The sequence below is a fragment of the Priestia sp. 10L35 genome (assembly GCF_056395685.1).
Genome location: NZ_JBFTKA010000001.1, coordinates 1021251 through 1033684, shown reverse-complemented (window position 1 = coordinate 1033684; position 12434 = coordinate 1021251). Strand labels below are relative to the sequence as shown.

The following is a 12434-nucleotide window of genomic DNA, read 5'->3' as shown; positions in this document are numbered from 1 at the left end:
TACCCCTGCTTTCGTGAATAGTAGTTAACTAGAAAAAAACGCTAAAAAACGGATGATATCCTTACACACGTGCCGAACGTTTTCCAAGAAACGCCGTGAAGATAAAACATACACTAAAAGCGACGGCTGAAACGAAAAAGCCAAGCATCCACCCTAAAGCTCGCATAAACGTATCTTCATTGGGATACAGGGGCTTAACGCTTACCCACTGGATCATCATAATTAATGCCAATATTAAATAAAAGCTGCTTCCCGTTAAAGCCATTTTAAGACGGTTTTTAAATGATCCTGTCCACGCTGTACTAAAGGCGCTCCACGTGAAAATACTTACAATCGTCGCTAAAAACATAAGAACAAGATGCAAATAAGGGATATTAGTAAAGATAGGAAGGAAGAGTAAACATATCGTAGTCCCAAAATATAAAGCATTAATGCCAAACAAATAGCCTCCGCTTAGCCAATGGTTTTGAAACCACTTTTTCTTGCTGAGACGTTCTACCATTCCGCTGGGCACCCACAGCGTACGCGAAAAAATAATCATCGCCAGCACAAGTACAGTGCCGGCTAAAAAGAATATGAACACCTTTTTATCAGCCTTTCTATCCAAAATAAATATGGTTAATTATACTATTAATAACAAAATTAAACTATTGTTTTCTTTACTAATAAAGAGACTTAGACATAACAAAATTACTCCAACCTAAAGACGAACAAATGGGATAAATAAGCTGGACTGCTGGTTACACCGCTGTTAATTTCCATGCAAGGCTTCGATTTCCGCGGGCGGCAGGAGTCTTCGCCCTGTCCTCCAATCAACAGCTAGAAACTACTATATACATGACACCTACGTTCACCATACTAATAAAAAAACCGAACGAAGTTGATTCTGCATTAAGAATCTCAATTCATCATTCGGATCTTCTTTCAACGAAAATACTTTTGTCACAGCTTTTTTTTACGCCTATTTACATTCTTCCTCCGGTAAACGGATTGATTTCCCCTGTTAAATCACGTCCTGCTTTCTTTTCTTCGTGTGCGATGCGCTTGCCAATCGCAATTTTATTCCAAATTAGTGGCACCCAAATACACGCTCCGAACAAAATCATCCAAAAAAGTTCTCCCATTTTTTCCACCCTTTCATTTTCTGCTTTTATTTTGAAGACAATAAGAAACGCGTATACGCTTTTTACTCTTTGTTTGAATCACTCATATCATATGAAAAGAAATAAACTAGGATTGATAAAGCCATTCCATACACGGTCCAAGCCGCTAGTAAAATGGCGTACTGATGATTGATAAAAAAGACTCCGCTTGAAATCAGCAGCAGGATAAAACTAATCCATTTTACTTTTTTCATTACTCTATCCCCTTTACTTAACCTTTTACAGTAAGTTTCTTATTGTCTACTTGTTATTACGGACAAACTGTATAAAAGTTCCATATTTTTCAAAAAACGAAAAAGAATTTGATAAAACGTTCAACTATCGATTATCATATACCTTAAAGTAAGCTTTACGATTCATAAGTGGGAGTGAACAATCTTGTCTTATAGCATGAAAGAAATGAATGAAAAAACCGGGCTTTCCGCACCGACTTTACGCTACTATGAAAAAGAAGGGATCCTTCCTTTTGTAGAGCGTGATGAACATGGAAAACGCCTCTATAATGATACGAATATTGAATGGATCCGTTTTATCTTAGCTCTGCGCTCAACGGGCATGCCTCTTGCAGAAATCAAGCGCTATGTAGAGCTCTATGAACAAGGCGAAAGCACAATTAAAGAACGAAAAAACATGATGCTTCAGCACAAAGAAGCGGTCGAAGAAGAAATGGCCAAAACTTTTAAATACCTTGAACAAATCAACTATAAGCTCGCTTTGTACGACTCACTAGAAGCAAAATTAACGCAAAAAGAAATTAAAATTTAAACACAAAAGTCCGCAGGTGCACCTGCGGACTTTTTATTAATGCAGTGAATTCACGGTATTCAACAGCTCTTCTGACCATGTCCAATCGCTGATTTCAACAGCATCTGTTACGTGATGCAATTTACTAGCTCCGATAATGCTTGATGTTACAGCGGGCTGATTCAATACCCATGAAAGAGCAAACTGAGACAAGCTTACTTCATTTTTTTCTGCTAACTTGCGATACTGCTCCACCAGCTGAAAGTTTTGGTCTGTAAAGTAGTTTCGCAGCAGCTTTTCACCATGCGCAGCGCGACTTTCTGGCGGCACGTCATTTGGTGTTTTATATTTGCCTGAAAGCATGCCGCGCGCTAACGGACTGTATACCATGACGCCTACACCTTCAGATTGACTAAACGGCAGCAGCTCTTGTTCAATTTCACGAGAGAGAAGATTATACTGAGGCTGAACGGAAATAAATTTTTCAAGATTCATTTTGTCACTAATATGATGAGACTTTGCGATTTGCCACGCGGCATAATTGGAGCAGCCAATATAACGAACTTTGCCTTGACGAACTAAATCATCTAGCGTGCGAAGCGTTTCTTCCATAGGTGTATTCGGATCAAAAAGATGAACTTGATAAAGATCAATGTAGTCTGTCTGCAGTCGTCGCAGCTGATTATCCACTTCTCTCATAATATGTGTGCGTGAAAGGCCTTTATCATTTTGGCCTTTTCCTACGGCAATGCCGACTTTTGTTGCGAGCACAACATCATCTCGTTTTCCTTTCAACGCGCGCCCAATAATTTCTTCAGATTCCCCTGTGCCATATCTAAACTCTTCATCCTGCCCTTTTCCGTAATAGTTGGCTGTGTCAATGAAGTTAATTCCGTTTTCAATGGCGCTATGTAAAATAGCTGCCGACGCTTTTTCGTCAATCCATCGTCCAAACGCCATGGTACCTAGACATAAATTTGATACTTCCAGACCTGTTGTTCCAAGCTTTCGATATTGCATCGATACCCTCTCCTTTGTATGGCTGTCTTTACTCTCTCTTATCATACACCTTAACGTCCACTTTAAGACAAGCCTTAAGCGTGCGTGCATATACAAAAAACGGCTAGGAACAGGCAGTGCTTCTAGCCGTTTCTGGGTTCATTTTCCACTTATTTTTTTGCAATTCGCTTCTTCAGTAGACATAATATGGTAAGATAAATCATAGCTTACTCCTTATCGAAACTACATTAGGCTACCGCTGTTAAAATAACGGCGATTCCATTAAAACAAGCATGAATGATCATACTTGGAAGCAGCGACTTTGTTTTTTCGTACACCCATGCAAACACGAGACCTGATAAAAAGTTAACGGGCAAGGTATTGTACGTTGGAATATGCACCAGCATAAAGATAAACGAACTTCCCACTAATCCAACGACAATCCCTCCTTTACGTTTCAGCCACGTATAAAAAAATCCTCGGTAGATAATCTCTTCATAAAAAGGTGAGATCACAGCGGCTGAAACAAAAGCAAGTATAAATGAAAACAGCGACAGGTCTTGCTGTAAACTGGCTGTTTTTTTATTTTCATACGTCATACCAAACCATTCCATTAGCACAACAATTGCCACACTTCCTAAGATCAGCACAAAAAGCCAAAAAAGAATGCGAGGCCAGTGCCGTTTTGAAAACCATTGAAAACCAATTTTTCTATCACCAGCCTGAACCATCAGCCCATACAGAGCTGATAAAAACACAGCTGCCATAACAAACCCAGTAGCTGTTCCAGCATAAAGGTCATTTTTAAACAGGGAATGTAAAGCATCCTGCAATATGCCTTCAATTAAGATAGGCACCCCAATAAACGTGACGACCAGCATAATTACGAATGATTTTATTGTCCATAATCCTTGATTTTTTTGTTTCAATTTACTTCGCCTCCCTTTTACATATATTCAGTATAAAAGGTGACGTAACGTTACCTGCAAGCATTTTTTTGGAGGGATTAAAAATGATTTATTTTTCTACTGGGCAAGCCGCTAAAAAATTAGGCCTCACGGTGCGTACACTTCGTTACTACGATCAAATTGGCTTGCTTCATCCATCGTCAAAATCAGAAAATGGAAAACGCTCCTACTCAGAAACAGATTTATTCACACTAGAGAAAATTACTTTGTTAAAAAACTTAGCCGTTCCTTTGCGAGATATTGAACTTATTCTTCATCAAGTGAGTATTGATGAACTTCTAGCGATTCACCAGCAAAAACTTCAGCAAAAAACTTCAGAAATTCAACGAGCTTTAGAACATACTCATACTCTTCGCAACAGTATAAAAATAGAAGGTGAATTAAACTGGAAGCAGCTCCTTCCTTTAGTTCAAAATCAGTCTACTACTAAAAGCAGCTGGACTGATCTACTTTCGGTTTCAATAGAAGAAAGTGAGATTCTGCAGCATGATTTGCCTAAAATGGAGAATGCGAGTGCCGATAAATGGATTAACATGATAAAACGAGTTCAGCTTTGCTTAAAGCATCAGCGTGCACCTCAATCTGAAGATGGACAGCTAATTGCAGCTGATATACTGCTTTTATCCAGTGAGCTATTTGGCCCTCACACGGCTTTAGAAAAAGCCTTTTGGGATGCTCGCAAATCTCCTGAGGCATCAAGTTCACTTAATCTCTACCCTATTGACAGCGAAGTCCTTCAATTTATTGAAGATGCGATTATTTTTTACGAACAACACATAAAGGAATGAAGGTATTGAAAAGAGAAAAGCTGTTTGCTAATTCTTCTTATAAAAAATTATTTATTTCAAGCACTGCGGCAAGCTTCGGAGATTTATTTGATATGTTTGCGGTGATGACGCTTTTTACATACGTGTGGCACGCAAATTCCCTCTGGATTACGCTTATTCCTGTCGCGTACGCTTTACCTAGCATCCTGCTAAGTCAAGCAGCAGGAAATTTAGCGGACCGCTATGATAAAGTACAGCTGCTGTTTCTGTCTGAACTAGTCCGTCTTCTGTTCACATGTCTGTTATTTTTCACAAATGAACCGCTTTTGGCACTTGGGGTGCTGATGCTGCGCTCTATGAGTTCTGTTATGAAAGTGCCCGCACAGCTGGCTTGCGTTCGAGAAGTGGTCAAAGAAGATCAGCTGCTGCAGGCCTCTACTTTACAAAACATTATGTTTCAAATTGCCAAAGTTGTGGGGCCGTTTCTCTGAGCCGCCGCGCTGACGATTGCAACGCCAAAAGCATGCATTTTAGTTAATGCCGCAGCTTGTATGATTTCTATTGGCGTGCTGTTTTCACTTAAAAAAGCAGGTAAAAACATTCAAGGGAAAGCTGCTCGTTCTTCCCATCAAGCGAAAGAAACGTACTCAAACGGCTGGAAAATCGTTTTTCAGCACTCACTCCTTTTACGCGTCGTTATTTTGTTTCACCTTTCGTATTTTGTAGTGATGCTTGTTGACGCTCAAATTAGCATCTTTCTACGAGATGTGCTGCCTCACCATCCGGAAATGCTCGGCTGGCTGCTTTCTGGAATCGGACTGGGGGCGCTAGCAACAGGAGTGTATCTTAATAGAAAAAAACAAGTTCACCATCCATTTAGACTGTTATCACTTGGACTGCTTCTATTTGGAGGGGCTTTATTTTTCATTAGCTGCTTTAATCCAGCCGTTATGTCACGCTATTTCATTTTGATTGCTGCACCTATTGGAGGAGCTGGAGTTGGGCTTAATTTACTGCTGTTTAACTATATCGTTCAAACACACAGCGACAAGGAACACCTCGGAAAAGTGTACGGATTCATCAACACCTTAACGAGTGCCGTTTTACTTACTGCTCCTCTTCTTGGAGGCATGGTCGTAAAGCTTGCAGGTGCTCAGACGACTTTTTTAACGGCCGCAATCATCATCGTAAGCGTTGGATTTGTGAGTATGCTGATGCCTCTGCGTGATAAACGGGAAAGAAACGTTCAGATTGACGCATAAAAAACAGCTTGAGGTTATACCTCAAGCTGTTTTTATAGACTCCTATTCATCAACCAGCGGCTACATAAATCAAAGCAGCTAATATGTTCGGTACTGCAATAGCTCCAAATCGTTTTGCATCTTCAACTCGGCTCACCTTGCGCGTCTTTTTGGCTGAAAAGAATGTGCCTGTACTTCCTAGCACGATACTATCAATAAGGTATGCCAAAGCTAAAACCAGTGATACTGCTCCCATTGTGCCTGACACAAAATAGAGATAGCTCCACTTTTCTGTAAAAGCAGCAAGGGCAAGAACAATCCCTACCGTCACGATACCTGCTATAAATCCTTTTTTAATCATTGCATCCCTCTTCCCTTCCTGCCCCTTAAATTTTACCATATACTTCTTTTTTGTAAGATATCTTACATTTCACTCTACTATACTCCCACCTTATGGTAAAATTAGTAAGAGAGGTGGTACATGTGAAAAAACGTCAAGGAATCACGCTGCTTTTATTTATACTCGGAGCAGCCTCTATTTCTTTTGGGATGGCTTTAAAAAATATCTTTCCTTATTCCCCTGCAGCCGGGTGGATTTTAGGAACACTGCTTTTGTTAGGAAACTCGTTTTATACGAGAAGATACTTACATAGAAGGTCAATTAAGAAGTAAATATCCGCCCTGAGCCGTATATACAAACCTTCATTCGGTTATGGTAAAATAGATAAGCAAAAACTGGATGTAAGGAGATTTTGAGTTTGAAAACAGGATTAATATCTGGCATTATATCTTTAATTATTGTGATTATCATTTCTATTACAGCAGGCAACTGGCAGTATATTTACTATATTTCAGGCCCTCTTGGCATATTACTTACGGCAATTGCACTCGTAACCTTACTGGACACATTTCGATTTGAAACGAGAGGACCTTACTTTACCCCGGTCCGGCAGCGAGAGGATACCGAATGGATGAAACGTTTTATTATTGCAGCTGTCCCTCATTTAGTTGCTTCATGTATTTGTATCTTATTTTTATAGAAATCAAAAAGCCAATGAATGATCTTCATTGGCTTTTCTTTTTTATTATGTTAAATACCGCGCGACATACCGTAATAATCAATACGGTAATCCACAGCCCCTTCTGCAAATACATTTACAGCTGATTTGGAATCTTTTTTCGGGAATACCCGGGAAGTGAAGACAATTTTGCCGCCGTTTATATAAATTTCGACGATGCTTTTGTCGACAAATACGCGAACATCGACTTCATTTGACGCTGTCCATTTTTCAGAGCGAACCACACCGTATTCCGTTGCATATTGATGGTGGAATGAAGAACGGTCGAGTCGCACTTCTTGCTTTTCTGTATCAAACACGAGGCGAAGCTCTTCTTCTTTACTATTAAATAGCTCTAAACCAAACTGTTTGGCCCCTATCTCGCGGAACGTCATATTGATTTCATATGCATTGTTTGTTGCTTCATCAATGATCACTTCTTCATTTTTTAGCGTTCCTCTAAAATGAACTACTTGATCTCGAAGCTTATGTAACTCTTCTACAGGCTTTTGAACAAGTTCATTTCCTTCAAGCGAAAGCTCACGAGGAAGCGTTAAGGCATGGGCCCATCCGTATTCGTCTGACGGATAGTCAACGTCCGGGTTTCCAATCCATGCAAATAGCAAGCGACGTCCGCTTTCATCTTGGAACGTTTGCGGTGCATAAAAGTCAAACCCTTTATCAATTTCACGGTAATACTCCATTTCAAACGTTAAACTTTCCACATCAAATGTTCCCACCGCGTAAATTACATTGTAAATATTATGAAAATCGTGGCCATCTGCTTTGATTCCTTGCGGCGAAAAGACAAACACATCTTGTCCGTCCAGTTTAAAGTAATCCGGGCACTCCCACATATAGCCAAAGTCAGGAAGCGATGTTTTAACTTCGCCTTTAAATGACCACTGAAGCGCATCGCTTGATTCATACACAATTAACGCGCCCGTTTCGTTTTCACGCTGAGCGCCTAGCAGCATATAATATGTATCATTTTCTTTCCATACTTTCGGATCACGCACATGTCCTGTATACCCATCAGGAACGCCTTGTACCGCTGGATTATGCGTGTATTTTTCCACACTTCCATCCCTGTTTAGCATCGCGATACATTGATTAGCTGAACGTGAGCCGTCTTCGTATTTTACATTCCCCGTATAAAACAGCAGCCCTTGACCATCTTTTTCAATCGCGCCGCCTGAGTATGCGCCGTGCGATTCATATTCTTCCATTGGCGTTAACGCAACCGGAAGGCGTTCCCACGTTACTAAATCCGTAGATTTCACATGAGCCCAGTGCTTCATTCCATGCATCGCACCGTACGGATACCACTGATAAAACACATGATATTCACCGTTTAATTGAATCAATCCGTTTGGATCATTCATCAGCCCGTACTGTGGATGAATATGATAAATCGGCTGCCAGGTGTCTTTGATTGCTTTGTCTTTTAATGCTTCTAACTCTCCAGATTTTGCTTCTAAAATCGTTCTGTACTTCGATTCAGCCATTTCTTCAATCCCTCCAGCATCTAAAAAAAGAGAACGTATTCTCCTTGCCCTCTATGATATAAAATTTTAAGTGAAAATGCTACCAAAGAACGAATGTTGTCGTTTTCTTGTGTCGGATTTTATAGATAAGTTTTTTTCTGTTTTTATAGCAGAAAAGAAGGTTTTTCTGTCAGGTGGTTGAATACTATATACAATCAAATTTCACCAGCCTGTACGAGCGTCCGACGGCACTTGCACATTTTTTTAGCGAATCATTTGCGTTTTACAGGAAGTATTCAACAAAATGGTAAACCCTTCATATTACATATTATAAAAGGAGGAAATGTCATGACACAAGAAAACGTAAAAGAAACAGTGGGTAAAGAAACAAAAGGTGGAAGCAAAGAGTTATTAGTCGGCACGTTAGTAGGCAGCGTAGTCGGTGTCACAACAGCTTTACTAGTAGCGCCAAAGTCTGGAAAAGAGCTGCGTGCTTCTATTCAAGACGGAGCGAATCAAGCACTTGCTAAAACAGGTCAAGTGAAAGAAACGGTATATGCAAAAGGCCAAGACCTCAAACAGCGCACGGCCCGCCTTTCACAAAAAGTCTCCGAACAATCTTCGCAAGTTGTCAACAAAGTGAAATCTCTGCGCACTGCTAAAGAACAGCCGCTTGCAGAAACGGCTGCAGCAGAAGAGCTTGAAACGACAGAAATCGTTCAAGATCCTGTTCTTGAAGCTGAAGCAGTGCAAGAAGAATTAAATACAATTACGCAAGAAGTAAGTGATTTAGAACAATCTGTCGATGAAACAAGACGTTAATAACAAGCTGTAGAGATATCTCTACAGCTTTTATGTATATTCGCTATCCTTCCTTCCACCCTTCAAAAAAATAGCCTCCGTACGGACACGGCTCTGATTCCGGCAGTTCTTCATAACGCTGTCCGCTGTAATACTTCGCCAGCACAATCTTAGGCTTAAAAGCCGCTACTCCTTCACTGTCTTCTTTCCCCGCTCCGCTTTCTCTCATCAAACAAAAAATATCCATTCCCGCAAACTCTCCGTACCCTTGATAGCACGACTCATAATAAACTTTACCAGGTATCACCAAATAGCACTCCCGCTGCCACGACGGCTGTTTACTGTAGACACTCGCAATACTTATTCCACTCACTGCACACTTCCAGCTGCAAATTCCAACCATACAACGCCTCCAACGACTTGATAGTCTATTCATCTACAACTTTTGATGAAATCAAACATCCGTTGACATGTACAGAATTTTATCCTCCACCAAAAACCTATACTACCAGATATCCTGTCCCCTTGACTTCACCCCAAAAGTGCTACATCGATAGAAATAAAAAAGGTCTGATAAATCGACCATTTCTGGTGATTATCAGACCTCAAGTTTTTCTGCATTTGAGCGGCTTATTTGCTGTTCAAGCGATTTAGCTAGCAGTACGATTTCATGATCTACATATTTTGTTTTGATTTCTTCGATTTCCATTAATGTTTTAGAAAAGCTTTCTGCATTATTTCCCTGTCTGTGCTGCACATCTTTAAAGAAATCAAGCAGTGCCTCGTTAGACTGCGTTGGACGGCTAAAATCAATCGTGTACATTTTGTACCCCAGTGTTAAATTTGTTGTAGTTGTCATAATTATTTCCCCCATTCTTCCTATAGTGATATATCTTCTACTCTTTACCCTTTAATTCCTTCTTTTTAACCTAAATTAATTATTTTTTTCAAAAAAACTTCCTATTATAAGAAAAAACACCCTTATAACAAGGATGTTAGAGTATTCTTCCCTTCGGTACAATTCCAGATGCAAAGTCATCTTTGAACTTAAAGCTAGCAGAATTGTTTTCCGTTAGAAAATGTATTTCCCATTTAAAGACCGGATATTCGGGCTTGTACATTTCGACTTTCTGATCGGGATTTTCTTCTAATCTTGCAATTACTCGTTTGAATCCTTCATATGCAATCCACCAATCGCTTCCGGTTTCATCGGTAATAAAACAAATAGAACCGTCAATTAAATGAAGGTTTTGCTTGATATCATCAGCATTTGTAAAATACGCATTTCCAAACGTTTGAAGACAATGATCGCAATAACCTGCTTTGCCTCCATCTTTATAAATCCAGTGCGCAATTGGCTCACTGCAGTCTTTACACGTATTCGTCACTTCTTGGAGAAATGTTTTTCCGCTCCACTGTTCCTTTTCATCTTCAAAAACGGTCCATACTAAATAACTTTCCGTTTGCTCTGAAATAAAAAGGCGAAACGGCTCGTCTCGATGCCAAAAGTGGATATTTTGTTCATCTGATTCTTCAAAGTCAATGACAAAATTATCTCGTTCTAATATATGTCGAATAACGTTGGTTAAAAAGGTAACATCCATATAAGGACCTCCCGTACTAAGCGTGACTTCTAGTAAAAATAGCGTTTATGAGTTAAAACATATCATGCGTGCTGAAATAACGTCAACGATTACCTCTTGCTTTCTCCGAAAACTGGAAAAGAAATGGTCAAACGCGTTATAATGGTAGTCATGTTGAAACGGAAAGGAGATTTTATGAAGTTTACCGTTCAATCAACTGCACTTTTTCTTCTCTTTTTAATTTGTTTAAGCGGCTGTTCTGATAACGCCGAGCAGTCAAAAAAGCCGGCCGGCTATTTAGTTCAAGGGCGCATTTTAGAAGTGAAACAGGATGAAATTCTTATTGCAAACGTCATTCCGCGAGATACTGCGCTTGACTATACAACAAAAGAAATACTTGGTTCTAGCGATGTACAGCCTATTTATGTAAAAGTTTCGGATGATCAAACATACAAAAAAGGACAGCTCGTTAAAGCATGGCTCAAAAAAGACAAAAGCGTTCAGTATTCCGTTCCGGCAAAAGGCGAAGCTGTTGAAGTCAACATTTTAAAACAGCCGTAGAAAAGCTCCTGTTACGGGAGCTTTCTTCTTGTCAGCTGCCGTCCGGTCCGATTCATTTTATGCTGTTCAAAATCCCACTTTTCTAAAAAGCGCTTTGCTGATATATAACCAGATTCATATAAAAATTCGATTTCTTCTTCCTTTAAGGCAAAATCCGTTGCCGTAATCACCCCCGTTGGAATTTGCACCGTTCGTTCTTTTGTCTCCGCGTTCAAATACCGCAAATCATGAGCTTGCAGCATCGTGGTAAACATACTTTTAAATAGATGGACTGGCGTCGGAATAATAGCGGCTGTATCAATTTCTTCTTTTACAAATCGAAAGCCAAACGTCGGGAAACGCGGATGCTCCGTATCAAACAGCCAAATCGGAAAATTGCTTAAAAGCGCTCCATCGACAATGTATGACCTCTTGAACCCTTTGGATTTCCAGATGACGGGACGAAAGAAAAAAGGAATGGACGCACTCATCATCACAGCTTGTGAAATCTTCATGTCGCTTGGCTGCATTCCATATCGTGGCAAGTCGTCAGGCAGCACAAGCATCTGTCCGTTCGAAATGTCTGAGGCAATAATTTTCAGCTTATCTGCCGGCAAATCCGCAAACGTTTCGATTCCTTTTTCACGCAATAGACCATACACCCATTTTTCTAAATAATCATTTTTATAAAAGCCTAAATGAACCATCAGTTCAATCAAGTTTCCAATCAGAGGAATTCGGTTAATGATCGTTTTCCCGCGAAACTTAGCATAGTCCATGTTTTGAAGCTCTCTGCGAATTTCACCGCTTTTATAGCCGCTCGCTAAAAGTGCCGCAATTAACGCTCCAGCTGACGTACCTGCTAGACGCTGCCATTCTACATTGCTTTCTTCCATCGCTTCAATCGCACCCGTGAATGCAATTCCTCGAACGCCTCCCCCTTCAAATACAGCATCTGCTTTCACATTTTCCCCTCCAATACAACTCTCTACTTTTTATATACCCTTTTTTTATATTCAGGGTTTCATTACTCCATACCTTTTATTTTCCCAACAAAAAAAGACTGTTTCTTTGATCGAAACA

The 12434-nt window shown here is 40.0% G+C and carries 17 protein-coding genes and 1 pseudogene; 7 read left to right on the top strand and 11 right to left on the bottom strand.

Annotated features, from left to right (window positions below; all coding sequences use genetic code 11):
* Positions 1-61 precede the first annotated feature (61 nt).
* The 3 genes from AC1DEF_RS05305 to AC1DEF_RS05295 form a co-directional block, all read right to left on the bottom strand.
* Complete coding sequence (locus AC1DEF_RS05305; protein ID WP_477727309.1) at positions 62-541, bottom strand: hypothetical protein; 480 nt, start codon at positions 539-541, stop codon at positions 62-64.
* Between the two features lie 424 nt (positions 542-965).
* A complete protein-coding gene (locus AC1DEF_RS05300) occupies positions 966-1124 on the bottom strand; it encodes a hypothetical protein (protein WP_162213596.1) in 159 nt (52 codons plus the stop codon).
* 62 nt (positions 1125-1186) lie between these two features.
* Entirely contained in the window at positions 1187-1357 is a 171-nt protein-coding gene (locus tag AC1DEF_RS05295; protein ID WP_162871439.1) for a hypothetical protein, read from the bottom strand.
* 184 nt (positions 1358-1541) lie between these two features.
* On the opposite strand from AC1DEF_RS05295, the gene AC1DEF_RS05290 reads away from it, so the two are divergent.
* Positions 1542-1928 carry a MerR family transcriptional regulator gene (locus AC1DEF_RS05290; protein WP_043978502.1) on the top strand — a complete coding sequence of 129 codons (387 nt, stop codon included), beginning with the start codon at positions 1542-1544 and terminating at the stop codon, positions 1926-1928.
* A gap of 36 nt (positions 1929-1964) precedes the next feature.
* Here the strand turns inward: AC1DEF_RS05290 and AC1DEF_RS05285 are convergent, their stop codons facing one another.
* Together AC1DEF_RS05285 and AC1DEF_RS05280 are read right to left on the bottom strand one after the other, a co-directional pair.
* Entirely contained in the window at positions 1965-2927 is a 963-nt protein-coding gene (locus AC1DEF_RS05285; protein WP_097823149.1) for an aldo/keto reductase, read from the bottom strand.
* Positions 2928-3154: 227 nt separating this feature from the next.
* On the bottom strand, positions 3155-3835 hold the full coding sequence (locus AC1DEF_RS05280) for a CPBP family intramembrane glutamic endopeptidase (RefSeq protein WP_097823150.1): 681 nt from the start codon (positions 3833-3835) through the stop codon (positions 3155-3157).
* Between the two features lie 83 nt (positions 3836-3918).
* On the opposite strand from AC1DEF_RS05280, the gene AC1DEF_RS05275 reads away from it, so the two are divergent.
* Positions 3919-4662: a MerR family transcriptional regulator gene (locus AC1DEF_RS05275; RefSeq protein ID WP_097823151.1), complete on the top strand. Its 744-nt coding sequence runs from the start codon at positions 3919-3921 to the stop codon at positions 4660-4662.
* Positions 4659-5903: pseudogene (locus AC1DEF_RS05270) on the top strand (MFS transporter). Before AC1DEF_RS05275 ends, AC1DEF_RS05270 begins: the two are co-directional and overlap by 4 nt.
* 49 nt (positions 5904-5952) lie before the next feature.
* On the opposite strand, the gene AC1DEF_RS05265 reads toward AC1DEF_RS05270, so the two are convergent.
* Positions 5953-6243 carry a hypothetical protein gene (locus AC1DEF_RS05265; protein WP_016765164.1) on the bottom strand — a complete coding sequence of 97 codons (291 nt, stop codon included), beginning with the start codon at positions 6241-6243 and terminating at the stop codon, positions 5953-5955.
* A gap of 122 nt (positions 6244-6365) precedes the next feature.
* Here AC1DEF_RS05265 and AC1DEF_RS05260 point away from each other — a divergent pair, with 122 nt between their 5' ends.
* Together AC1DEF_RS05260 and AC1DEF_RS05255 are read left to right on the top strand one after the other, a co-directional pair.
* The gene (locus AC1DEF_RS05260) at positions 6366-6554 is read left to right on the top strand and encodes a hypothetical protein (RefSeq protein WP_013058545.1); all 189 of its coding nucleotides are present in this window, start codon (positions 6366-6368) and stop codon (positions 6552-6554) included.
* Positions 6555-6640: 86 nt separating this feature from the next.
* Positions 6641-6922 carry a hypothetical protein gene (locus AC1DEF_RS05255; protein ID WP_028414975.1) on the top strand — a complete coding sequence of 94 codons (282 nt, stop codon included), beginning with the start codon at positions 6641-6643 and terminating at the stop codon, positions 6920-6922.
* 50 nt (positions 6923-6972) lie between these two features.
* Here the strand turns inward: AC1DEF_RS05255 and AC1DEF_RS05250 are convergent, their stop codons facing one another.
* Positions 6973-8448: a glycoside hydrolase family 32 protein gene (locus AC1DEF_RS05250; protein WP_097823152.1), complete on the bottom strand. Its 1476-nt coding sequence runs from the start codon at positions 8446-8448 to the stop codon at positions 6973-6975.
* A gap of 327 nt (positions 8449-8775) precedes the next feature.
* On the opposite strand from AC1DEF_RS05250, the gene AC1DEF_RS05245 reads away from it, so the two are divergent.
* On the top strand, positions 8776-9249 hold the full coding sequence (locus tag AC1DEF_RS05245; RefSeq protein WP_097823153.1) for a YtxH domain-containing protein: 474 nt from the start codon (positions 8776-8778) through the stop codon (positions 9247-9249).
* Positions 9250-9292: 43 nt separating this feature from the next.
* On the opposite strand, the gene AC1DEF_RS05240 is transcribed toward AC1DEF_RS05245, so the two are convergent.
* The 3 genes from AC1DEF_RS05240 to AC1DEF_RS05230 all read right to left on the bottom strand — a co-directional run bounded on the left by AC1DEF_RS05240 (position 9293) and on the right by AC1DEF_RS05230 (position 10832).
* On the bottom strand, positions 9293-9631 hold the full coding sequence (locus AC1DEF_RS05240; RefSeq protein ID WP_097823154.1) for a hypothetical protein: 339 nt from the start codon (positions 9629-9631) through the stop codon (positions 9293-9295).
* Positions 9632-9826: 195 nt separating this feature from the next.
* Positions 9827-10087, bottom strand: a complete 261-nt coding sequence (locus AC1DEF_RS05235) for a hypothetical protein (RefSeq protein ID WP_016765166.1) — start codon at positions 10085-10087, stop codon at positions 9827-9829.
* A gap of 136 nt (positions 10088-10223) precedes the next feature.
* The gene (locus tag AC1DEF_RS05230; protein ID WP_013084537.1) at positions 10224-10832 is read right to left on the bottom strand and encodes a hypothetical protein; all 609 of its coding nucleotides are present in this window, start codon (positions 10830-10832) and stop codon (positions 10224-10226) included.
* A gap of 174 nt (positions 10833-11006) precedes the next feature.
* Between AC1DEF_RS05230 and AC1DEF_RS05225 the strand changes: the two genes are divergently transcribed.
* Entirely contained in the window at positions 11007-11372 is a 366-nt protein-coding gene (locus AC1DEF_RS05225; RefSeq protein WP_097823155.1) for a DUF3221 domain-containing protein, read from the top strand.
* A gap of 11 nt (positions 11373-11383) precedes the next feature.
* Here the strand turns inward: AC1DEF_RS05225 and AC1DEF_RS05220 are convergent, their stop codons facing one another.
* Complete coding sequence (locus AC1DEF_RS05220; protein WP_013084539.1) at positions 11384-12316, bottom strand: patatin-like phospholipase family protein; 933 nt, start codon at positions 12314-12316, stop codon at positions 11384-11386.
* Between the last annotated feature and the right edge of the window lie 118 nt (positions 12317-12434).

Bases quoted from the DNA above. Each gene is read 5' to 3' on its own strand.
- AC1DEF_RS05285 (WP_097823149.1), bottom strand. From the start codon at position 2,927: ATGCAATATCGAAAGCTTGGAACAACAGGTCTGGAAGTATCAAATTTA.
- AC1DEF_RS05300 (WP_162213596.1), bottom strand. From the start codon at position 1,124: ATGGGAGAACTTTTTTGGATGATTTTGTTCGGAGCGTGTATTTGGGTG.
- AC1DEF_RS05245 (WP_097823153.1), top strand. From the start codon at position 8,776: ATGACACAAGAAAACGTAAAAGAAACAGTGGGTAAAGAAACAAAAGGT.
- AC1DEF_RS05295 (WP_162871439.1), bottom strand. From the start codon at position 1,357: ATGAAAAAAGTAAAATGGATTAGTTTTATCCTGCTGCTGATTTCAAGC.
- AC1DEF_RS05230 (WP_013084537.1), bottom strand. From the start codon at position 10,832: ATGGATGTTACCTTTTTAACCAACGTTATTCGACATATATTAGAACGA.
- AC1DEF_RS05225 (WP_097823155.1), top strand. From the start codon at position 11,007: ATGAAGTTTACCGTTCAATCAACTGCACTTTTTCTTCTCTTTTTAATT.
- AC1DEF_RS05265 (WP_016765164.1), bottom strand. From the start codon at position 6,243: ATGATTAAAAAAGGATTTATAGCAGGTATCGTGACGGTAGGGATTGTT.
- AC1DEF_RS05250 (WP_097823152.1), bottom strand. From the start codon at position 8,448: ATGGCTGAATCGAAGTACAGAACGATTTTAGAAGCAAAATCTGGAGAG.
- AC1DEF_RS05235 (WP_016765166.1), bottom strand. From the start codon at position 10,087: ATGACAACTACAACAAATTTAACACTGGGGTACAAAATGTACACGATT.
- AC1DEF_RS05240 (WP_097823154.1), bottom strand. From the start codon at position 9,631: ATGGTTGGAATTTGCAGCTGGAAGTGTGCAGTGAGTGGAATAAGTATT.
- AC1DEF_RS05305 (WP_477727309.1), bottom strand. From the start codon at position 541: ATGATTATTTTTTCGCGTACGCTGTGGGTGCCCAGCGGAATGGTAGAA.
- AC1DEF_RS05275 (WP_097823151.1), top strand. From the start codon at position 3,919: ATGATTTATTTTTCTACTGGGCAAGCCGCTAAAAAATTAGGCCTCACG.